Source organism: Bacillus sp. JAS24-2 (genome assembly GCF_008274905.1).
Classification (GTDB): domain Bacteria; phylum Bacillota; class Bacilli; order Bacillales; family Bacillaceae_G; genus Bacillus_A; species Bacillus_A cereus.
This window is the reverse complement of record NZ_CP031068.1, coordinates 1059694-1082395: the sequence shown is the minus strand read 5'-3', so window position 1 is coordinate 1082395 and position 22702 is coordinate 1059694. Positions and strand designations below refer to the sequence as shown.

Here is a 22702-nt window from a genome sequence, read left to right as displayed (position 1 = left end):
TGTTTTATATTATATAACAAATCTTCAGAAAAGGAAGTTTTTTTTGAAAATTCATTTCGTTTTTTTTTCAAAACGCCATTCTTTCGCGCTTTATTTCATACAAAAAAGGCCGCTGTTATACAACAACGACCTTTTTGTATTATTTTTGAATTTCACTTTGACTAGTTAAACTTTATTACTGCCCTTGTTCCATATCATGCAATATTGCTCTATGTAAAAACTGTGCGTATTGTTCTCTCGTTACCTTCATAGACGGACCGAATTTACCTTCTCCGATTCCCATTGTAATACCATTTGTTTGTACTGCACTAATTGCATTCGTTGCCCATGAATTTGCTGAAACATCATTAAAGTTATGAGATCCCTTTGCCTGTAGGTCAAAAGCATTCGTAAGAACTTGTGCCATTTCCGCACGCGTTAACGTCGCCTTCGGTCTAAAGTTTCCATTCTCGTCTCCCTGGAAAATTCCGATTTCCGTTAGAGCCAATATCTCCTCGATAAAGCTTGTTGAATTTTCATCGATATCTCCATATGGGTTTTCATATTCATCTTGTTCTTCCATATCAAACACACGGTAAATTAAAGCTGCAACTTGCTCACGTGTTACATTATCCCCAAAACCGAATATTCCATCGCCATATCCCAAAATTATTTCTTGTTCCGCTAATTCATGAATTGCCTCATATGCCCAATGTCCTTTTGGTACATCTTTAAATACAATTGTATTTGCTTTTTGCAACGGTGCACTTTCCGCTTTTACACTATTACTCTCTGCTGAGAATAACACCCCACCGATAATTGTTAATGCTGTAGCTGTTTTTAATAATTTTTTGCTCATCAAATTATCTCCCCAATATGTATATGTTTTTTTAAAAATATACAGAATAAATGGTATAGTGACAATATATTTTCCGACACATTTCGTGACGGTTTTGTGAATCATATTACACATCATGTCTTTTTCATCGGGTTGATTATAAAGCTTGTTTATAACCATAAAAATACATAAATACGAATAATAATTCTTTTTTAAACAAACAAAAAAGCACAAATTTTTCTATTTGTGCTTTCATATTTCACTCTACTTCCAATCCTCTTTCAAATGATAATTAATAATCGCATTATTAATAAACTGAGCATATTGTTCTCTAGGTACAGGGCGATTTAATTCATACATGCCATTCCCAGTTCCTCTCACAACATTATTAGATTGTAACGCACTAATTGCATCTTCTGCCCAGTGACCTTTTGGAATATCTTTAAATGTATGTTTTTGTTTCGTTTCAAAATTAAATGCTCGTTTTAAAATGACAGCCATTTCCGCTCTAGAGATTGGTGCTTTCGGCCTAAAATCCCCTTGGCCATCCCCTGTAAAAACACCACGTTTTGTTAACGCTAAAATTTCCTTTTTAAAAGTGGTTGTACTATCAGAAACATCTTTATATGGATTCGCTACTGGCCCTTCTTCTTTTATCTCAAGTGTTCTGTAAATAGTCCCAGCTACTTGTTCACGTGTTATAAGATCGCCAACACCATACTTCCCGTTTCCATACCCTAATATAATTTTATGATACGCTAAATCCATAATAGCATCATATGCCCAAAATCCGTATGGAACATCTTCAAACACAATCATTTGTGGATACTCTTCCGCTTTTACAGGCGTCACATTCGCCCCTGCAAATATACCTCCTGCCATTGTCGCAATCATCATTACACCCAATATTTTTTTCTTCATTATCCTCTCTCCCTATTTCATTCAAATAAAATGAACTTCATTGTTTCAGGAGTACTATTTTTTTGTGAATGTAAGATAAAATGCAAATCTTCTAGAAGAAATATTTCCACTACCTTTCTGCTTTATACCCCCTTCTTTCTTTTTCAAAAAGGAAGTTGTCACATCTAAGGTGTTATATACTAAAACATTCTACAATCTCTTTATAAACTCCTTTTCACTTTATAACTTCCCTTTATTGGCACCTAAAGGAGATGCCTAATGGAGATTACTATATTCATGGTTTATATTTCAGAGGTAGCATTTTTCGCTGAATTTTGAGGTGGGGGTCTTACTGCCCAGCAAATAACGAGATAAAAAAATCATCCTTTTTTCTTAAAAGAGGATGATTTTTTTATATTTATTAACACTCAAATATGCTACTACTTTTGAAGAGTAAATTGGGCAACTATTTGTTTTAATTTTCCTGCTGCGTTATGCATATGTTCAATTGAAACCGAAATCTCTTGAACAGATTTTTCTTGCTGTTGAATAGACTCTTTTACCCTATCAGTTCGGTCAGATGATCTTTGGGAAATTTGAGCCATGTCTTCTGCAGAAGCCGAGATTTCCTCACTACTCGCTGCAATTTCATCTGTAGACATAGATACCGTTTGAATTTGCTCAGATACTTGCTGTACTTTTTCTGTAATTGTTCCAAATACTTTTTCTGTATGCATTACTACTTGTGTACCTGCCTGTACCTCATTATCTACTTTCCCCATCATATGTACCGTATGGTTCGTTGTTCCCATAACTTGAGTAATAAGATTCTCAATTTGTTTTGCAGAATCACTAGATTGTTCTGCTAATTTCCGCACTTCATCTGCCACAATTGCAAATCCTCTACCACTTTCACCAGCACGTGCAGCCTCAATTGCGGCGTTTAATGCTAATAAGTTAATCTGGGAGGTAATACCTTGCATAACATCAATGATTTTAACAATTTCTTCTGATTGTTCTTTCATAGTCTCTACTTGTTTCACACCGCTATGTACCGAATTTTGGATTGTATCCATCTGTTGAATCATTTGTTTCATTAATTTGTTACCACTCTCTGCATCTAATGCTGATTGAGCAGATAATTCATTTACAGAGGATGATGTATTGACTATACTCTGCATTCCTTGCGTCAACTCTTCCATCGCACCCGCAGTTTGTTCCATTGCTTGCATTTGACTCTCTGCACCATTTGCAACTTCTTCAATATCCATAGTGATTTTCTTCGCTGCACTACTAGATACTTCTGATGCAGATACTACTCCGTCTGCATGTTGGAATAAAAGCTGAATATTATTCTCTACTTCTTGCATATTTGTTCTTAGCCCTGCAATCATCTCGTTAAAATTACTTACTAATACACCTAATTCATCCTTAGCAGTATAATCACCATGTACGGTTAAATCTCCTTCTTTCGCTCTTTCCATCATACGACTAACCGTTTGTAAAGGAGCAACTATGAGCTTGCTAATAATATAACTTACTATACATATAACGATTGTAGTAACTACTACAAGAATGATAAAGGTAATAACGGAACGATCAATCATTTTTTGAGAATCTTTAAATACTTGGTCAGCTAAATTTGAAACATACGATTCTAGATCCACTGCATAACCAGCTAACTCTATTCCCTTCGGTTTTAATTCCTTCTGAAATTCATTTACCATTTGTGGCTCGTTTGTTGCCTTCGCCTTTTCAAATAATTTTTTATATGTATCTTTATAACTTGGTAAAGATTTCTTCATCTTCTGAAATAGTTCATCCTCTTGCTTACTTAAATTAAAACCATCATCATATTCTTTTAATAAAGAATCATATTTTTTAAGATCCTTTTCAATATTATCAATTATCCCCTCTTTATTTGCCACTTCATTTTGTGATGCCGTAATTAATTCTAGTAAGTTATATTCTAATGAATTTTGTGTACGAAGCATTCCTTCTAATAAAATTGCAGAATATTGATAATCATCTACTACAACCTCTGTATCGTGCTTAATCTTATTAATAGAATTAATTGCTACACTGCTCATAATTACCATACCTAAAACTGCTAATGAAATAAGCGCTAATAATTTATATTTCACTTTTAAATTTTGTAAAAAATACATTTTTCCACCTTTATTCCTTTATATATAGATTTTTAGAATTTTATAGCTTATTATTTACAAAATCGCAATAAAAAGCAATGATAAATATTCCCAATATCAAACTTCTATCCCTATAAAAAAAGAAGTAGCTATCATGCTACTCCTTTTTGCTTTGTTTCTCATATTGTTCAAACGTATGAATTCTTTCAAAAATTGGTGGGTGCGTGTATAAGAAAAATTTTACTAACGCAGGCGGATTTACTTGGCTTAAACTTGTTTTTGATAAATATTGAAAAGTTTTCACACCAGATTTCCCGTCCTTCGTCATATTTAAAGCATATTGATCTGCAGCTCTTTCTTCTATACGTGAAACGTAGTTTGTTGCTGGTTGTGCTGCAAAAGAGAGTATAGAGGAAATTAAGAAAAATAAAGGTAAAATGGAGAAACATGCTACTTTTGAAATTTGCAATGTATCTCCCCATTTGCGAATACACATATTTATAATACGACTAATTAAAAACATACCTATAAACGATAGCAATACATAACTTGCAACGCCAAAATATATATGTTTCATAACATAATGCCCCATTTCATGAGCCATTATAAATAAAATCTCTTTATCTTTTAACTGCTTAAGCGTTGTATCCCACATTACAATACGGGCGTTAGGACCAATTCCTGTTACGTAAGCATTTAATGCATTCGTTTTTTCTGACATGTTTACTTCATATACGTGTTTAGCAGGAATGTCCGCTTTGTCTGCTATCGCTAAAATTTTCGTTTCTAATTCTTTATTTTTCAGCGTCGAGAAGTCGTTATAAAGCGGATCAATAACGACAGGCTGTATGAATGTTAAAAAGATTGTAAATGGAACAGAGAGCGCCCATCCTGCGAGCCACCATCTCTTCGGAAATTTACGGATAAGCCATAATAGAACGGTAACTACGATTAACATAGTCGCATAACTTTCCCAAAAACCGATAACATGATCTTTTATCCAACTTTGTGTACTTTGTGTTGAAATGCCGTAATCAACGGACACTTTCCGGCCAATCCATTGCATCGGTAAGGCAAGCACTGTTGTCAGTAATGATAAATAAAAGAAATAAATCGCAACTTGCAAAACACTTATTTTAGTCGTTTCCTTCGACCATTTCTCAAACTTTCTTGAAATACCTAGCACAAGTACAAATAATAAAATAATCCATTCAAGAGGCGTCGCTAAAAAGTATAGTAAATTTTTCACGCGCGAATAATCTTGGCTTAGTGTAAGCTCTCTCGTACTCATAAACGTTTCTGGATCTGCACTCGTTCCCTTATACATGTCCGGAATAAGTTCATGATTCCATCCAAATAAATACCAATATATAAGTAACGCAAATCCAACGTACAAAAAAAGCGACCAACCGATAACCTTCTTCACGCTATTCCCTCCTCTATGCTGCCTGTCTATTATTATTGTAAGTTCGTACGCGCTAAATTAGAACAAGCTTATTATGTGAATTGCTCTGGATCTTTTTATTTACATAAAAAAACTCTTCTACATAAGAAGAGTTTTACCTATCTTTAAACACTTTCTTCGGTTCACAATCCGTACACTTACAAACCAACACGTACCCTACTTCCTTTTTAGATAAAATAAAAAGCCTCTTTAAGGAAGTACATCTATTAATAAACTAAAATCTTGTAAAGAGAAAGAACTATATTTCATAATACCCTGTACGGCTAAAAGTAAAACAAGACCGATCACACACATATAGTTAACGCTTTCTTCATTCTTTTTTTCAGTAACGACTCCACCACTTATACATAAAATCCCTAGCAAATGGAGCGCTAAATACATGAAAAAATAAGCTTCCTCCCAGCGCAAAATAACATTCACTGTCGTTATTAACACTAGACTAAGTAAAATCAAATAAAAAAACTTATTTGATGATATCGTTTCATTCATATAATTTTATACATCCCTTTCAAATTTCGAATTAATGATGTTTCAAAGCTATAAAGTAAATGATTGTTTTTATACCATAAAACAAAAGGAAAGCCACCATTACTTTCTCGAATACTTTATGAATCCACATATACTTCTCTTCATTCTTTTTGAAGATGCGCTTCATCATTTCTTCTACAATTAGACCAAATATTAGTAAAACCCCGAACACAATAAGAAGAGAAATAATATTTTCTTTTAAATGAGTACTAGAAAATAAGTAATACTCTGGAAACACAATCGTATCTACTACAGGTTGAAGCCAATGACAAACGCTTTTATCACACATATCTGTAATAGACGTAGAATCTATAATGTCTTTTAATATTTTTTCAACCGTCTTCTTCATCTTATTTACTCCCGACTACATCTGAAAAGCTCTTTTCCTGCTCTGCATATATAACCGGCACTTCTTTACTCCAATATTTGCGATTAACAAATAAAAAGATAAGTACTAAGTTTAATCCTGTTATAAAAATAATAAGTCCAGGAAAGAATGTCGTATAATTTGAGAAATCGGCAAAACTAATAATTTTTTCTCTACTTATTAGAAAAGACGCACCTATTACAAATGCATTGTTTAACATATGTATTGCAATTGGCATGAGTAAACTTTTCGTACGAATATATACGATTGACAATACGATGCTGAATATGGCTGCACCGAGGAAATCAACATGTAACAACGCAAACAATATTGCTACAACGATGGTCGCTATGCTCGTTCCCCATTTTGTTGCAAAACGTTGAAGTAAAAATCCGCGAAAAACAAATTCCCCGATAATTGGTGCGATGAATACGACCCTAATGACTTGAGATACATATCCCCCAGTACTATCTACAATTGGTTCATGCAGGGCGTTCATAATAAAGTCCGGTGTAATCCATGCAAAACTATACATATACAAAATAAGATACCCGTAACTAAACATGCATAACATAACCGTAATGTATAAAACTTGTACCAAGTTAAATGTTTCATTTTTATTAACAAATAATGAAAATGAAATGTGATGCTTTCTATACTCATAAGAAATCCATACCATCGGAAGGATATAGAATATAAGGATATTTATAAAAGAAGAATTTTGTATATGAAATATACTTGTTAGCAAATCGCCACTACTTCTCGCTATTAAAATTAATAGTGCAAATACAATTAAAAAATATCTAGTTCGCATCACTTGAAACGGGTTCACACTCATCTCCTCCCCTATGTTACTTTTATCATATCATTTGATTCTTAATTTTTTGCGAAAGAAAACCTTAAAATTTCCTTAAAAATTCCATAAGTTACAAAATGATGATATGATATTCGAGAAAATTAGGAGGGATGTTTATGTACCAAGCAAATATTTTACTCGTTGATGATGAAACAGCAATTTTACAATTACTAACTACCATTCTTGAAAAAGAAGGCTTTTCTCATATTACAACTGCAACATCAGCTGAAATGGCTTTATCTCTAACTAAGCAAAACAATTACGATTTAATTATTTTAGATGTAATGCTTCCTGGACAATCTGGTTTTGATATTTGTCCAATCATTCGCCAACAAACAGATTGTCCAATTTTCTTCCTATCAGCAAAAGCATCTGATTTAGATAAAATATCCGGATTTTCATACGGTGCAGATGATTATATTACGAAACCATTTAATCCATTAGAAGTAGTAGCACGTATGAAAGCACAGCTTCGGAGACATATGAAACAAACCGTACCACACGAACAAAAACCACACTCAATTTCATTTGGAAGATTTGAAATTGATCAGCACTCTGCAGAACTAACAGTAGATGGGCACATTGTCGAATGTTCTGCTCAACTCTTTCAACTACTACTCTTCTTTTGCGAGAATCCGAACTACGTATTTTCGAAAGAGGAAATATATGAAAAAGTTTGGGGAGCACCTGCCTATAATGGCGATGACAACACTGTTATGGTCCACATTCGAAAACTACGTGAAAAAATTGAACATGATCCAAGTAAACCAGAATATATAAAAACCGTTCGCGGGCTTGGTTATAAGTTCGTTACAAAGTAGGGTGACGATATGAATTTTAATAAACGACTTATTATTCAATTTATCATGCAACACGTTTTTGTTTTAGTTACATTACTTATCGCTGTAGTTGCTGCTTTTACTTATTTAATTTTTCTTCTTACTAGTACTTTATACGAACCTAACATTCCAGATTCTGATAGTTTTACAATTTCAAGATACATCTCTTCAGAAGATGGGCATATTTCGTTACAATCTGAAGTGCAAGATTTAATAAAGGAGAAAAATGATTGGCTCCAAGTTGTAGATGAAAACGGAAAAATCCTCTACCACTTTAATACACCAAATGATATTCCGGATGCTTATACGAAGACATCTTTAGTCGCATATATACAACATCATATCGAAAGCAATTATAAATTTACATATTGGGAAATTGAATTAGAAGAAAAGAAAGCACTTGTTATTTATGGTGGTATGTTAAAAAGCAATGCGTTACTGACAGCAATTCAAAAGGAGCATTCCTCTTTAACGATGGATTCGTTCGCATTAACAGACCAAGAAAAACAGTTACTATCTAAAGAAAAAGCAACACTTCAAATATTTAATCAAAATGGCGAAGAGGTTTTTTCCTATCCAACTGGAAAGAAAAAAACATTTTCAGCAATACAAATTGCCCTTAATGAAAAAGAACCGTGGAATCATAAAGAAAACACGTCTAGCTTTTACGATGCAAATAGTGGCAACCTTCTCGTTGTAACTGCAAAAAATGAGCACTACTATCCAGATGACGAAATTGAAGATGTATTTACTAAGAAGTTTCTCATCGGATGCGGATTAATCCTTCTTATCGTATTTGTTTATTTAGTCATTCTTTCTATTTGGTACGGTAATAAATTCGGAAAACCGTTATTACATGCGATGCGCTGGCTAAAAAATATCGCTGGTGGAAAGTATGAAGAACCTATTAGTAAAAAAGGAAAACCTGTCAGGTTCCGGCGATCTGGTAAAGAAAAATGGTCATTCCGTTTGTTTAGAGATGTAACAAGTTCACTAGAACACCTTTCTATTACACTCAAAAAAAATGATGCGATGAGGCAAGTACTCCAGCAAACACGAGAAGAATGGATTACCGGTCTAACGCATGATTTAAAAACACCACTTAGCTCTATATATGGCTACGCATTATTACTCGAATCGAATCAATATAACTGGACTGATCGTGATATTCAGCAATTTGGTAGTGTTATGAAAGAGAAATCTCAATATATGACGACATTAATTGATGATTTAAGCTTAACGTATCAATTAAAAAATAACAGCCTTCCTGCCCAACACGTAAACGTTGAAATCAATCAGTTCGTTCAAAAAGTATTATTGCAATTTATTAACAATCCAACACTCCAAAATCAAAATATTGAATTCGTACCGAGCTCAAATAAAATTCAATATTTCATTGAAGAAAAATGGTTCCAGCGTATTATCGAAAACTTACTCGTAAACGCGGTAAAACATAATAACGAAACAACTACTGTCATCGTAAAACTATCACAAAACGCTAATTCCTTTACACTCTCCATTTCAGATGATGGAAAAGGAATGGATGAAAAAACGAAAGAACTTCTATTTGAACGATATTACCGCGGAACAAACACAGAAGAAAGCAACATTGGAACTGGACTTGGCCTAGCCATTACAAAACAGCTCGTTCATGCTCATAACGGGACAATTTCCGTTGATAGTGCACTCGGAAAAGGAACGACGATTATTCTTGTGTTTCCGTTTCGTTCGTAGGAAAGACGCTATGTGGCGTCTTTTTTTCTTTTCTGGGAGAGTTTTGCGGTAATTGAAATTATGCAGATCGTTTTTTTTGAGGTGTTTTAGCGGTATATGAAATTATATCGGCGATTTTTTGAATATATCGGCGCAACTCAAATTATATCAGCGATTTCCGAAATATATCGGCGCAATTCAAAATATATCAGCGATTTTCTAGATATATCGACTTACCGACAAAAATCGACAATACTAACCTACTTCCTCTACTACTATACAAAGTAAAAATAACCCTTCATAACTCACTATGAAAGGTCACTCCATATTTCAGCTATTTCCCTACTAACACAAACACATTCTCATCAGGTGCTTCCATTACTGCAACATGTCCTGATTCTGTTGGAAATGGTTCGCGAATCCACTTTACATCTTTATTATCTTTTAAACTCTCATACGTTTGTTGTACATCTTCTACTAATACTTCGACTTCCGTAAAATTAATATCCGGATGATTGCTTATTACTAACTCCGAACTTTTCTCATCTGGAAATTTCAATCCTATTAACGTCCAAATAGCTCCTTCTTCTAGTTCTCTTTCTATCATCCAGTTTTGCTTCATTCCCATTTCTTTATAGAAAGAAACTGATCTTTCTATATCTTTCGTATGTATAGATACACATTCTAGTTTTTTGAACATTTTCCCATTTCTCCTTTTATGAAAAAGCGAACCATCTCCCAATGATTCGCTCTTACCTTATTATTTTTTCTTCACCGGTATCCAAAGCTCTACTTGTGCAAACTCACTCTTATCTTCGTGGCAACGCTCATCGTACAGTTCAAACTCTGTAACTCCGCAATGTTCATACCCTGAATGTGGGAACCATTCTGAGAATACTGCATTCCAAGTTTGGTGAATAGACGATACCATTTCTTTATGAGGAACTTTCGGCGTTGTAAATACTGCATATGTTGCTGCAGGGAAAGTACGCTTTGCAATTTCATTTGGTACATTTTCAAAGTCTGTAACTTCCATTCCAATAATATAAGTGAAGTCCCCTGTTTCTAAATTAAAATCAGTACATAATCCAAGCTCTACCCATTGGCTCGTATCTTTACGATTCGGAATCGTTGTTCCAAGATCTTTTTGTAAATATTCTTGCCAAAATGCTGGGATGTCTTGATGGTTTTTCCCTTCTTTACTTGTCGTCTTCAGTTCATAACCTGCCATTAAAAATTCTGGTTTATTTACAATACGATATTCCATTTGTATGCCTCCTAAATACGGATTTAATTTTCTTTGCTTTACATTCACGCTGTAATACATCGGTGTTTCAATTTCTTGTTTTCGATATTCACTCGGGGTCATTTGAAATAATTTCTTAAAGGCTCTCGTGAACGTTTCGTGAGATTGAAAGCCATGCTCAAATGCGATATCAATAACTTTTTCATCCGTATGAGAAAGTTGATAAGCTGCCCGGGCTAACCTCCGCTTTCGAACATACTCCATTACTGTATCACCTACTAATGCCTGAAATACACGATGAAAATGCGACTCAGAAAAACCTGCAATACGTGCTAAATTACGCAGCGTCTGTTTTTCCATTACATCTTCCTCAATATAATCAATTGACCTTTGAATTTGTGTTTCATAGCTTTCCATCTCTGTTCACCCGCCTTATATGTATTATGATAAAAGAGAATCCTATCCAATTCTTGACGTTTTTTACTATAATTCCATAAAAAATTGTAACTTTTTTATATGTATTTCGTTGTTATGTATGAAGGGAGGGAAATGTAGTGAAACGCAAACAATCATTAGAAGACATTTACTCCGAGCATATGCAAGATTTATTTCGCTATCTTCTCTCCCTAACCGGAGATTCCCACTATGCGGAAGATCTCATGCAAGAAACCTTTTACCGAATGCTCGTCCATATTGATTATTATAAAGGAGAAGAAATTAGGCCGTGGTTATTTACAATAGCCTACAACGCCTTTATCGATTGGTATCGAAAAGAAAAAAAGTATAACACAACTACAGTGGAAGAATTCCATTTACCAAACGTGCCAAGTACAGAACATGAATATTTCGTAAAACATGAGATTGCTAGTTGGTTAGACAGTTTATCTTCTCTTCCGCTCGAAAGACGAAATGCCCTGCTACTACGAGATTACTATGGATTCTCCTATAAGGAAATAGCAGAAATGACTGGTTTCTCATTAGCGAAAGTGAAAATTGAATTACACAGGGGACGAAAAGAAATAAAAAGCATAAAGGAGTGATACAGATGGGCTGTGCAGAATTTAAAAAACTATGGAAGAAGTATGAAAATGGAACGCTCACGCATGATGAACAAGAACTGTTAGAAAGTCATATTGAGTCATGTGAAGAGTGTGAAGCTTACTTAGATGAGCTGTTAACAAAAACAGAACCAATTAAGAAAAAGTTACCTCCAAAAGATATTAAAATTCCTTTTTGGAGAATTAAGTGGAAACATCGTTTACAAACGTTTGGTTTTATATTATCAATTTGCATCGTTATCTATGTAATCGGCGGGGTATTATCAGCCTTTTATTTTCAATCTAATAATGATAAAAGGCTAAAAGAAATTAGAGAGGTTCCTTCGCTTGCACTTGAAGCAACTATCCCAAATAGCCGCGTTATGGGAGGCGGAACAAGTGTAGAAGCTTTTTTCCGTACGAATAGCCAATTTGATTTAGTAAGAACCATCGGTAAAAAAGAAATGCCCCTCGGTACAATAGAAACAAAAAGCTTCTTATCATCTGTAGATATCACGAAGCAAACTTGGATGAATCCGTTCTATCAACCAAAACTCTTCTTTGTTCATCCAAAAACAGAGCTGGGTGATTATTTAAAGGATTCATCAAAAAAAGTATGGGATACACTTGCAAAAGTACATGATGGAACCGTTGCAGAAGTAGCAATTTCTTTTGATAAAGCTTACACTTTAAAAGAATTAGAACCGCTTTTATATAGCATATTCGAGGCACAAGAACTCCCTCCAACTCCTGTATGGTACGCTTTAGATACAGGACAAGAAAGAAAAAATGTAGATGACTATATCCTACATGGCGGAGAAGCTATAGGGTTTCCAGAACATGTAAGATTCCTCGATAATGAAACTGACGGGCAGAAAACGCAAGAAGACAAAGTAACCGAAATGATGCGCGTCCTTTCTATCCATAAAAAAACGGTAAGCAAAATAGCAGCGCTTTCTGAGAAAGAACTAAACTTAGATAAACGTTATCAATATGTAAAGGATAACGGTGTAAAAGTATACGGAATTGTTATTACTGGCCCATCGAAAGAGTTATTAAAATTACAAAACTCCCCGCACGTACGTTATGCGACTCTTGGAGATATTGAGATTTGGAATTGGTTTGATCATTAATAAAAAAGAAGTAGCGCTCTAAAAACGATGCGCTACTTCTTTTTTAATTCGAAATCACTTTCACATACATCCCTCTCACCGCTTTTTCATAAGCAATATCACTCATCTGTCTTATGTTTTCTGACACAACAGACGACTGAACGATTTTCCCTTCACGAAGTAACGGCGGATCAATAAGACGCACTTTATTTTTCTGATGTAAATCATAATCGTTTCTATCTTCTTTTACCTTTACATTTCGATGAACTTTGCTTAATAAAGCTTCTACTTCGGGGTCATTACATTGCTGCAATTTCGAAATAAGCTCCTCATCTTCAAGAAGAAAATCATCTGCATGAATAATCCTTTTATGAAGAGCTACCTTTAACGTTTTCGCTAACATATCATTTCCGTAAATATTCATTGGTTCCATAAAGAAATCGATTACTTCCTTGTAATACGTTTCTGTAAACCATTCCGCTATTTCGATATTTTGCAGAACCATTTTCCCCTTTACTTCGATGACATCCTCTAAAAAACTGTGAACTTCTTCTAAAGAAATATACCCATATGTATACATATCTCGTAATGTATAATCCACTCTGTCTGCGCATAATTCTGGTGCTGACCTTTCGAGTAACGTCCATTTCGAATCATCTAACAAAATATCTTCATAGTTATAACCATACTTCGCAAGAATCGCTGGAATTTCTGAGTTTTTCACAACAGAACTAAATATCTCTTCATGATAACTTTCATCTTCATTATGAAAAACGTAATCAATCACATGGGAAAAAGCAGTATGTGATACGTCATGTAGTAAACCAGCAATCTGTTCTTCTACTGAACCACCTAGTTTTTTCACTAATAACATAACACCAACTGAATGATCAAAGCGCGTTACATTCCATTTCTCGTTCATTAAGTAACTTGCGCCTGCTTGATGAATTCCCTTTAGTCTTTGCATAGATTTACTTGAAATTAATTCTTCTACTACTTGATCCACTTCAAATTCTCCGTATAGTACATCTGATATGATCACTTACAATCCCCCTTTATTTTGATCGAGTCTTATAATCTTATCTCTTTTATGAAATTAGCACCAACATAAATATTTATTGTTATTTGTTTTTATTAAAAAAAATAGAGAGCCATCAGCTCTCTATTTCATAACCCCTATTCAAATGTAACTTCTACCTGCACAATCTCCGACCTACTTCCAAGTCTAAGCGGTGGTCCCCAAAATCCAAATCCAGAAGAAACAATTGCGTGGAACGCGCCTTTTTGTGCGTATCCCCAGTCTAGCTCGTACATTCTTCTCGTTACAATATGATTGGGCGCCATTTGTCCGCGGTGTGTATGACCGGATAATAATAAATCTACACCTGCCGCTGCTGCTTGTTTCAACTCAAATGGCTGGTGATCCATTGCGATAACAGGCATCGATTTATCTACCGTACTCATTAATTGTTCAAAGCTTTGACGATCTCGCTCTGTTTTATCTCTTCTTCCAACGAGATAAAAGTCATCTTCAATTGTAATTACTTCATCTAAAAGAATACGAATATCAATCTTATCCATCTCTTGTAAAAACTCTGGAACCGCTCTACCGTAGTATTCATGGTTCCCTAAAACACCATATACGCCTAATGGTGCTTTCATTTGTTTCATGATTGGTCCCATATTCTTTTGAATGAACACACCTGGATGATCATCGATAATATCACCTGGCAGTAAAATAATATCAGGTTCCATCTCATTTACATGACGAACAAGTCTTTTTAAATGCGAAACGCCAGACAGTTTACCGAAATGCATATCAGAAGCCATCGCAATGCGTAAACTTTTACGCCCCTCTACCTTTTTCGGTATGTGCACCTCGTACTTTCTTACTACCGGACTATACGCATTAAATACTCCATACGCAAAGATAAAGATAAATGCAGCTATCACAGCCGCCCCTGTCCAAATAATTGCCGCTTCTTTCTCTACTGAAAACTGTAAAAGAAAGACCATAATATTAGCTAATGGCAACAACATAAGCGCATATTGTATAACTGCAAACCAAATCGAACCTATCGTTCGCAGAAATGGCAAAAACTTAAACACTTGCACGAGAATGTACGCATATGAAATAAATGCAACTATAAAAGCATAATATCCCCAAGATTCCCAGCCAAATACCGCATGAAGCCAAACCCATCCGTTCCAGCCGATGTAAAACATAAGTAGTGTGTATATAATTAATATGGTAAATATATTGAGATAACGAAGATTCTTCACAGCCAGCCTCCTTATTGATTTCTTCTATTATAACTTGTTATGCACTTATAACGTAAATATTAAGCGCTTCAATCTTCAGAATAAGAACATTGATAAACATATTGTCTTAAAATTTTTAAGAACGGCTGTAATGGACATTTTTGAGTCTTAAGTGTTGGATGAAATTCTATTATCTTTATCCTTCAAAACTCATCTATGCAATTATGCATAACCATCCATTCCGTTTTATTTTCATGTTACGATATAAATGTAATACGACATATATCGACAAAGATAAAAGGAAGTGATTGTATGAAACGTTCTAAAACATACTTAAAATGTTTAGCATTATCCGCTGTTTTTGCTAGTAGCGCTGTAACTCTTTCAACACCTGCTGCTTATGCTCAAACAACATCGCAAGTTGTAACAGATATCGGACAAAACGCAAAAACACATACGAGCTATAATACATTTAATAATGATCAAGCTGATAATATGACAATGTCTTTAAAGGTAACTTTTATCGATGACCCAAGCGCTGATAAACAGATTGCCGTTATTAATACAACTGGTAGTTTTCTAAAAGCAAATCCTACTATAAGTGATGCACCTATTGATAACTACCCAATCCCTGGCGCTAGTGCAACATTACGTTATCCTTCACAATATGATGTTGCATTTAACCTTCAAGATAACAGCGCTCGTTTCTTTAACGTAGCACCTACAAATGCTGTAGAAGAAACGACTGTAACATCTAGCGTATCTTATCAACTTGGTGGCTCTGTTAAAGCTTCTGTAACGCCTAATGGCCCTGGCGGTGAAGCTGGTGCAACTGGTCAAGTCACTTGGTCTGACTCTGTAAGCTATAAACAAACTAGTTATAAAACAAATTTAATTGACCAAACAAACAAAAACGTAAAGTGGAACGTATTCTTTAACGGATATAACAATCAAAACTGGGGTATTTACACACGTGACTCCTATCATTCTTTATATGGAAACCAACTTTTCATGTACTCTCGCACATACCTATATGAATCTGATGCAAAAGGTAATTTAATACCGATGGATCAACTTCCAGCGCTAACAAATAGCGGTTTCTCTCCTGGTATGATCGCTGTTGTTATCTCTGAAAAAAATACAGATCAATCTAACTTACAAGTCGCTTATACAAAACACGCCGACGATTACCAACTTCGTCCAGGCTACACATTCGGAACTGCAAACTGGGTTGGAAACAACGTAAAAGACGTTGATCAAAAAACATTTAATAAATTGTTCACACTAGATTGGAAGAATAAGAAATTAGTAGAGAAAAAATAAAGAAAACCGAACCTCCATTTAGATGGTGGTTCGGTTTTTATTTAAATTACAAAATCCTCCGGAATAAACACTTTCACTTCTTTCGGCTGTACGTATACGAAATCACCCGCTTGAATGTTCAGCTGCTTGAACTGTTCTTTCGTAATTTCTGCTTCTAAATATTCATCTGTTCCGTCTCGTTTTAATTCTACATATACGACAGGTCCGACTGCGTGAGAATAAGATACTTTTGCCGGGATTGCATCTATGCTTTGTTTCGTACGAGAGATTGATAAGTCATGCGGCCTTACGTAGGCTATTCCGTCTACGTTGGAAACGTGCTTATGCTCTGGTGCTTCTAGTTCGACCGATCCTACATTTAGCTTTCCTTTATGAACGCGGCCGTGAAATAAATTTACATTTCCTAAAAAATCGTAAACGAACGGGCTTGCTGGGTTTTCATATACTTCTTCCGGTGTTCCCATTTGTTCAATGCGACCTTCATTCATTACAACGATACGGTCTGCAACGTCTAACGCTTCTTCTTGGTCATGCGTTACGAATACGCTCGTAATTTGAAATTCGTCATGTAATTTTCGGAGCCATCTTCGTAATTCTTTTCTCACCTTTGCATCGAGTGCACCGAACGGTTCATCAAGTAATAAAATTTTCGGTTCGACTGCAAGTGCCCGGGCTAGTGCAATACGTTGACGTTGTCCACCAGATAATTGCGCTGGATAACGTTTAGCAAAGCCATCCATTTTTACGAGCTTTAATAATTCTGTTACCTTTTCTTCTATCGCTTCTGCTGACGGTCTTAAGCTTTTCTTTCTTACTTTTAAACCGAAAGCGACATTCTCAAATACATTCATATGTTTAAAGAGCGCATAGTGCTGAAAGACGAAACCGACTTGCCTGTTTTTCACGTGAATGTCTGTTAAATCTTCTCCATCAAATGAAATAGAACCTCCATCCGCTTCTTCTAATCCTGCAATAATGCGTAATAACGTCGTTTTCCCAGAACCTGACGGGCCTAATAAGGCAACAAGTTCACCTTTTGGAATATCCAAATGAATGTCTGTTAGTGCTTGAAATGTACCATATTGCTTTGATACACCTTGAATTTGAATACTCACCGTAATCCCCCTTATTGTCGTTTTTCCATTCGCCATTCAATCCAGTTTTTTATAACGAGTGTAAACACTGCAATTAATGACATTAACGTCGCTACTGCAAATGCTGCTGAAAATTGATATTCATTGTACAAAATTTCAATATGGAGCGGCATCGTGTTCGTAATGCCACGCACGTGACCTGATACGACAGAAACGGCTCCAAACTCACCGATAGCACGGGCATTACATAGAATCATGCCGTATAAAAGACCCCATTTTATATTTGGAAGCGTAACGCGCCAAAACATTTTCCAGCCACTTGCGCCAAGTGATAAAGCTGCCTCTTCTTCACTTTTCCCTTGCGCCTGCATAACCGGAATTAATTCACGTGCAACGAACGGGAAGGTTACAAAGATTGTTGCGATAATAATGCCTGGTACAGAGAAAATGAGTTTCACTCCATGTTCAAGTAACCATTCGCCAAGAGCACCCCTCGGTGTGAAAAGTAAGACGAATACTAATCCTGCGATAACTGGTGACACAGCAAACGGCAGTTCAATAAGAGAGAGTAATACTTGTTTTCCTTTAAACTGAAACTTTGTAATAAGCCACGCGGCCGCTACCCCAAATATCGTATTAAGCGGCACAACGATTAACGCAACGAGAAGCGTTAATCTAATTGCTGAAAATGCTTCTTGATCTGTAATAGCGGCAATGTATACATCCATCCCTCTTTCAAAGGCTTTTAGAAAAATAGTTATGAGTGGCAGTAATAGAAAGAGAGATAAAAATAAAACTGTAATCGTAATTAATACGCCTGGTACAAGCTTAGATTCTTTTTTAGCTGATACGCTTTTTACTATTTTCTTTTCTAATAATGTTGGTTCCATTTTCTCTCCTCCTATTCACTTTTTAGTTCATGCCTTCTACTCCAGCTTTGAATCATATTAATAAGAAGAAGGAAAAGGAGGGAAATAATAAGCATCACGGTCGCTACAGCTGTTGCCCCCGCGTAATCATATTGTTCTAGTTTCGTCATAATCATCAGTGGTGCAATTTCTGTTTTCATCGGCATATTACCTGCGATGAAAACGACAGATCCGTATTCTCCTAATGCTCTTGCAAATGCGAGTGAAAAACCGGCAAGAAGAGCGGGAAAGATTTCTGGTAAAATGATTTTCACAAATATTTGTAAGCGGGATGCACCTAAACTCGAAGCTGCCTCTTCTACTTCTTTATCAATATTTTGCAGCACTGGTTGCACCATTCGAACGACAAATGGTAAACCGATAAAAGTAAGCGCAACGATAATTCCGAGTGGTGTAAAAGCTACTTTTATATGAAACAGACTAAATATTTTCCCAATCCATCCATTTTCCGCATAAAGCGTTGTAAGTGTAATACCAGCTACAGCTGTCGGAAGTGCAAACGGTAAATCAATGAGTCCATCTAATAGTCTTTTTCCTGGAAATTTGTAGCGTACGAGCACCCATGCTATTAATAAACCGAAAATGGCATTTACAATAGCAGCTGCAAATGAAGTTGTAAAACTAACTTGATAGGAATGCAACACACGCTCGTTCGTTATAACCCCAGCGAACTTCTTCCAACCTAACTGTGAAGTTTGAATAAATACGATAGAAAGTGGTATAAGTACGAATAAACTCATGTACAACATTGTAAATCCAAGCGATAATCCAAACCCTGGTAAAACACGTTTCTTCCTCATCCTCTTTCACCTCATCCCCCTTTAGCAGTACGCATTATTTTTGATAAATTTTATCGAATACGCCGCCGTCATTAAAGTGTTTCTCCTGCGCTTTTTTCCAGCCACCAAATAGTTCATCTACTGTAAATAATTGAACTTTCGGAAATTGAGATGTATATTTTTCTGCTACTTTTTCATTACGTGGACGATAAAAGTTTTTTGCCGCAATTTCCTGTCCTTTTTCTGAGTACAAATATTCAAGATACCCTTCTGCTACTTTTTTCGTTCCTTTTTTATCAACGACTTTATCTACAACCGCTACTGGTGGTTCTGCAAGTACACTAATAGAAGGGGTTACAATTTCAAATTTATCTTTTCCAAGCTCTTTTTGGGATAATAACGCTTCATTTTCCCATGCGATTAATACGTCACCAATTCCTTTTTCAACAAATGTTGTCGTTGCTCCGCGCGCTCCTGAATCTAATACTTCTACGTTTTTATAAATTTGGCTAACAAACTCTTTCGCCTTATCTTCACTATTATTATATTTTTTCAGTGCGTATCCCCACGCCGCTAAATAGTTCCAACGTGCCCCGCCTGATGTTTTTGGGTTTGGTGTAATGACAGACACACCTTTTTTCGTTAAATCATCCCAGTCTTTAATACCTTTCGGGTTTCCTTTTCGAACAAGAAATACAATTGTTGACGTGTATGGAGTGGAATTATTCGCAAGTCGCTTCTGCCAATCTTCTGCTAATTGTTTTTTCTTACTAATCGCATCAATATCATAAGCAAGTGCTAGTGTAACAACGTCTGCTTCTAAGCCATCAATAACAGAGCGCGCTTGACTTCCAGATCCCCCGTGTGATTGTTTTACATTTACTGTTTGCCCGTGCTTCTCTTTCCAATACTTCGCAAAATCTTTATTGAAATCTTGATATAACTCCCTCGTTGGATCATAAGAAACATTTAAAAGCTCAACTGTTTTTTTATCTCCACTTCCTTCAGAATTACTAGTGGATGTTGCCGAACCACACCCTGATAAAAGTACAACTGCTGATAATAAAACACCTGTACTTTTCATAAACGCTGTCTTACCCCACTTTTTCATCGTTAAGCCCCCTTAGTTTATACAATAGAAAAAGGCACACAATATATTCACAAATGTGAACATTGTGCGCCTTCAGTTTATCTGATTAGCTTCTAATGTATTCTATTCGATTTCTTTTCATTTTAATTCTGTAATTCACATGTGTCAACTTGGAATTTGAATTTTCTTATTAAACTAAAATATTGGCATACGTTGAGCCCAATGATTTTTCAAATCAGCAAATTCTTTTGGTAACTTACTATTTTCATTCCATTCTAATTTATATGCATTTACTAACACCGTAGCCATTGATTCACAGTCCACTACTCCATTTTGATTAAAATTACCGTTCTTATCACTTTCAGAGTTCATCCATAATTTCACAAATAAGATATTGCACCCGACGTAAGCGTTAATTTCTTCTGATCTACGTATGTCCCCTCCTTGTTGGTCATATACAGGTTTAAATATATGGCACCACCGCTTAATCAATACAAAAAAAATGAGGCAACCACCTCCAAAGATGGTTGCCTCATTTTTACACTTGCATCGCTTTCTCTCTCAATGCTCTTCTTAACAACTTACCCGTCGTATTCTTCGGCAATTCTATTAAAAACTCAATGCTTTTCGGCACTTTATATTTCGCTAAATGTAACGTGCAGTAATGCATTAGTTCTTCTTCTGTTACGTTTGCTTGCTTCAAAACGACGTACGCTCGCACAGCTTCTCCTAAGTTTTCATCAGGAACACCGATTACGACAACTTCCGCTACTGATTCGTGCGTATATAATACTTCTTCTACTTCACGAGGGTATACGTTATAACCGCCAACTAAGACGATATCTTTTTTACGATCCACGATATAGAAGTAACCTTCTTCATCCATTTTCGCCAAGTCACCTGTATATAGCCAGCCGTCTTTCAATGTCGCAGCTGTATCTTCTGGTGCATTATAGTATCCTTTCATAACGTTAGGTCCGCGAACAATTAATTCACCGACTGCGCCGACAGGTACTTCTTCCCCAAGTTCATTTACAATTTTATTTTCTACATGCCAAATATTTGTGCCAATTGATCCTGGTTTCCGAGGACGATCTAGCGGATTGAAACAAGTAACTGGTGATGCTTCTGATAAACCGTATCCTTCTGAAACAATAACGTTAAAACGTTTTTCAAAGTTTTGCAGAAGAGCAACAGGCATCGATGCACCACCGGAAATACAAAGGCGAAGCGTCTTCACATCTTCTGCGCTTGCTTCTTCAAATAAATATAAATAATTGTACATCGTCGGTACGCCAGCAAAGATCGTTGGTTCGTACGTGCGACAAATACGGAATACTTCTTTCGGACTAAATTTCGGTAACATTAAAATCGTTGCCCCGTTCACAATCGGTGCATTTACCGCAACTGTTAAACAGAATACATGGAACATAGGCAGTGCCGCAACAACGCGGTCATCAGCCGTATATTGTAAATACGACGCCACATCGTTCGCATTACTATATAAATTTTTATGTGTTAACATAGCGCCTTTCGGTTTTCCAGTTGTGCCCGATGTGTATAGAATAACCGCTACATCTTCTTCATCTAGTTCAGGACCTTCGTAAGTTGTATCTCCAGTCCCCACAAAACTAGTAAACGTTTTCATTTTTTCGGTTTCTGTATGGTTAAAATCTGATGAGGTTTCGCATATGATGATGTTTTCTAATGAAGGAAGTCTTGTTGTAAGAGATTGTATAACAGGTAGAAGGACGTCGAGTACGATGATTGTTTTTACATCTCCATTTTGTAAAATATAATGCATTTCGTCTGCTGTATAAATTGGATTAACTGGAATAACAGTTGCTCCGGCTTTCATTGTTCCGTATAAACCGACCAAAAAATGTGGTGAGTTCCCAACAACTAATGCGACATTGTCCCCTTTTCCAATGCCCATTTCTGCTAAATTGCTAGAAAACCTTGTGACCATTTTGTTTAATTGGTCATATGAGACCGACTGATCCATAAATATATAAGCCGGTTTATCCCCCTTCTTTTTTGCCGTTTCAGCCAAAGATTGAACGAGATTCACAAAAACCCCACCTTTATAAAATTTAGAATATTTAAAAATTCTAAATTAATTATATTAAAAGAAAATTAAAGTGGCAAGTGATATTCTATTAACTGCATATAGACAGATCACCTTCTCTTAGTTTGCT

Annotated in this window: 22 protein-coding genes and 2 pseudogenes; 6 read left to right on the top strand and 18 right to left on the bottom strand. The window is 35.7% G+C overall.

The window, feature by feature from the left end; translation table 11 throughout:
* Window positions 1-175: 175 nt before the first annotated feature.
* The 8 genes and pseudogenes from DN407_RS05625 to DN407_RS05595 form a co-directional block, all read right to left on the bottom strand.
* Complete coding sequence (locus DN407_RS05625; RefSeq protein WP_149216097.1) at window positions 176-943, bottom strand: S-layer homology domain-containing protein; 768 nt, start codon at window positions 941-943, stop codon at window positions 176-178.
* Between the two features lie 138 nt (window positions 944-1081).
* Window positions 1082-1738, bottom strand: a complete 657-nt coding sequence (locus tag DN407_RS05620; RefSeq protein WP_000727094.1) for an S-layer homology domain-containing protein — start codon at window positions 1736-1738, stop codon at window positions 1082-1084.
* 419 nt (window positions 1739-2157) lie between these two features.
* Entirely contained in the window at window positions 2158-2949 is a 792-nt protein-coding gene (locus DN407_RS32900) for a methyl-accepting chemotaxis protein (protein ID WP_404978265.1), read from the bottom strand.
* 156 nt (window positions 2950-3105) lie between these two features.
* Window positions 3106-3885 (bottom strand): annotated as a pseudogene (locus DN407_RS32895) (MCP four helix bundle domain-containing protein); the annotation flags it as partial.
* Window positions 3886-4021: 136 nt separating this feature from the next.
* Window positions 4022-5290, bottom strand: a complete 1269-nt coding sequence (locus DN407_RS05610; protein ID WP_000755728.1) for a M48 family metallopeptidase — start codon at window positions 5288-5290, stop codon at window positions 4022-4024.
* 228 nt (window positions 5291-5518) lie between these two features.
* A complete protein-coding gene (locus DN407_RS05605) occupies window positions 5519-5818 on the bottom strand; it encodes a DUF2101 family protein (RefSeq protein WP_001006050.1) in 300 nt (99 codons plus the stop codon).
* Window positions 5819-5849: 31 nt separating this feature from the next.
* Window positions 5850-6206 carry a hypothetical protein gene (locus DN407_RS05600; RefSeq protein ID WP_000754332.1) on the bottom strand — a complete coding sequence of 119 codons (357 nt, stop codon included), beginning with the start codon at window positions 6204-6206 and terminating at the stop codon, window positions 5850-5852.
* Window position 6207: 1 nt separating this feature from the next.
* Window positions 6208-7056 (bottom strand): CPBP family intramembrane glutamic endopeptidase, encoded by an 849-nt coding sequence (locus DN407_RS05595; RefSeq protein WP_149216096.1) that lies wholly within the window; start codon window positions 7054-7056, stop codon window positions 6208-6210.
* A gap of 140 nt (window positions 7057-7196) precedes the next feature.
* Between DN407_RS05595 and DN407_RS05590 the strand changes: the two genes are divergently transcribed.
* On the top strand, window positions 7197-7901 hold the full coding sequence (locus tag DN407_RS05590; protein WP_000283870.1) for a response regulator transcription factor: 705 nt from the start codon (window positions 7197-7199) through the stop codon (window positions 7899-7901).
* Window positions 7902-7910: 9 nt separating this feature from the next.
* Window positions 7911-9653, top strand: a complete 1743-nt coding sequence (locus DN407_RS05585) for a sensor histidine kinase (protein ID WP_149216095.1) — start codon at window positions 7911-7913, stop codon at window positions 9651-9653.
* A gap of 313 nt (window positions 9654-9966) precedes the next feature.
* Here DN407_RS05585 and DN407_RS05580 read toward each other — a convergent pair whose 3' ends face one another.
* Window positions 9967-10332, bottom strand: a complete 366-nt coding sequence (locus DN407_RS05580) for a VOC family protein (RefSeq protein WP_000473643.1) — start codon at window positions 10330-10332, stop codon at window positions 9967-9969.
* Between the two features lie 60 nt (window positions 10333-10392).
* Window positions 10393-11295 carry an AraC family transcriptional regulator gene (locus tag DN407_RS05575; protein WP_000446844.1) on the bottom strand — a complete coding sequence of 301 codons (903 nt, stop codon included), beginning with the start codon at window positions 11293-11295 and terminating at the stop codon, window positions 10393-10395.
* Window positions 11296-11432: 137 nt separating this feature from the next.
* Here DN407_RS05575 and DN407_RS05565 point away from each other — a divergent pair, with 137 nt between their 5' ends.
* Window positions 11433-11918 (top strand): RNA polymerase sigma factor, encoded by a 486-nt coding sequence (locus tag DN407_RS05565; RefSeq protein ID WP_087948062.1) that lies wholly within the window; start codon window positions 11433-11435, stop codon window positions 11916-11918.
* Between the two features lie 5 nt (window positions 11919-11923).
* Window positions 11924-13048 carry an anti-sigma factor gene (locus DN407_RS05560; protein ID WP_149216094.1) on the top strand — a complete coding sequence of 375 codons (1125 nt, stop codon included), beginning with the start codon at window positions 11924-11926 and terminating at the stop codon, window positions 13046-13048.
* Between the two features lie 43 nt (window positions 13049-13091).
* On the opposite strand, the gene DN407_RS05555 is transcribed toward DN407_RS05560, so the two are convergent.
* Together DN407_RS05555 and DN407_RS05550 are read right to left on the bottom strand one after the other, a co-directional pair.
* Window positions 13092-14069, bottom strand: coding sequence for an HD domain-containing protein (locus DN407_RS05555; RefSeq protein ID WP_000587063.1), 978 nt, complete (start codon window positions 14067-14069; stop codon window positions 13092-13094).
* A gap of 134 nt (window positions 14070-14203) precedes the next feature.
* Window positions 14204-15310, bottom strand: coding sequence for a metallophosphoesterase (locus DN407_RS05550; protein WP_000793735.1), 1107 nt, complete (start codon window positions 15308-15310; stop codon window positions 14204-14206).
* Window positions 15311-15344: 34 nt separating this feature from the next.
* On the opposite strand from DN407_RS05550, the pseudogene DN407_RS32725 reads away from it, so the two are divergent.
* Window positions 15345-15458: pseudogene (locus tag DN407_RS32725) on the top strand (TetR family transcriptional regulator); the annotation flags it as partial.
* A 143-nt stretch (window positions 15459-15601) separates the two neighbouring features.
* Entirely contained in the window at window positions 15602-16612 is a 1011-nt protein-coding gene (gene cytK2 / locus DN407_RS05540; protein ID WP_149216093.1) for a beta-channel forming cytolysin CytK2, read from the top strand.
* A gap of 41 nt (window positions 16613-16653) precedes the next feature.
* Here cytK2 and DN407_RS05535 read toward each other — a convergent pair whose 3' ends face one another.
* From DN407_RS05535 to DN407_RS05510, 6 genes are all read right to left on the bottom strand, one after another.
* Window positions 16654-17727 carry a sulfate/molybdate ABC transporter ATP-binding protein gene (locus DN407_RS05535; RefSeq protein ID WP_098022987.1) on the bottom strand — a complete coding sequence of 358 codons (1074 nt, stop codon included), beginning with the start codon at window positions 17725-17727 and terminating at the stop codon, window positions 16654-16656.
* 11 nt (window positions 17728-17738) lie between these two features.
* Window positions 17739-18596: a sulfate ABC transporter permease subunit CysW gene (cysW, locus tag DN407_RS05530; RefSeq protein WP_061655450.1), complete on the bottom strand. Its 858-nt coding sequence runs from the start codon at window positions 18594-18596 to the stop codon at window positions 17739-17741.
* A gap of 11 nt (window positions 18597-18607) precedes the next feature.
* The gene (cysT, locus tag DN407_RS05525; protein ID WP_001227879.1) at window positions 18608-19435 is read right to left on the bottom strand and encodes a sulfate ABC transporter permease subunit CysT; all 828 of its coding nucleotides are present in this window, start codon (window positions 19433-19435) and stop codon (window positions 18608-18610) included.
* A gap of 34 nt (window positions 19436-19469) precedes the next feature.
* Complete coding sequence (locus DN407_RS05520; protein WP_000758703.1) at window positions 19470-20525, bottom strand: sulfate ABC transporter substrate-binding protein; 1056 nt, start codon at window positions 20523-20525, stop codon at window positions 19470-19472.
* Window positions 20526-20699: 174 nt separating this feature from the next.
* Window positions 20700-20876, bottom strand: a complete 177-nt coding sequence (locus DN407_RS05515; protein ID WP_001999272.1) for a hypothetical protein — start codon at window positions 20874-20876, stop codon at window positions 20700-20702.
* A 166-nt stretch (window positions 20877-21042) separates the two neighbouring features.
* Window positions 21043-22575, bottom strand: coding sequence for a fatty acid--CoA ligase family protein (locus DN407_RS05510; protein WP_078404192.1), 1533 nt, complete (start codon window positions 22573-22575; stop codon window positions 21043-21045).
* Between the last annotated feature and the right edge of the window lie 127 nt (window positions 22576-22702).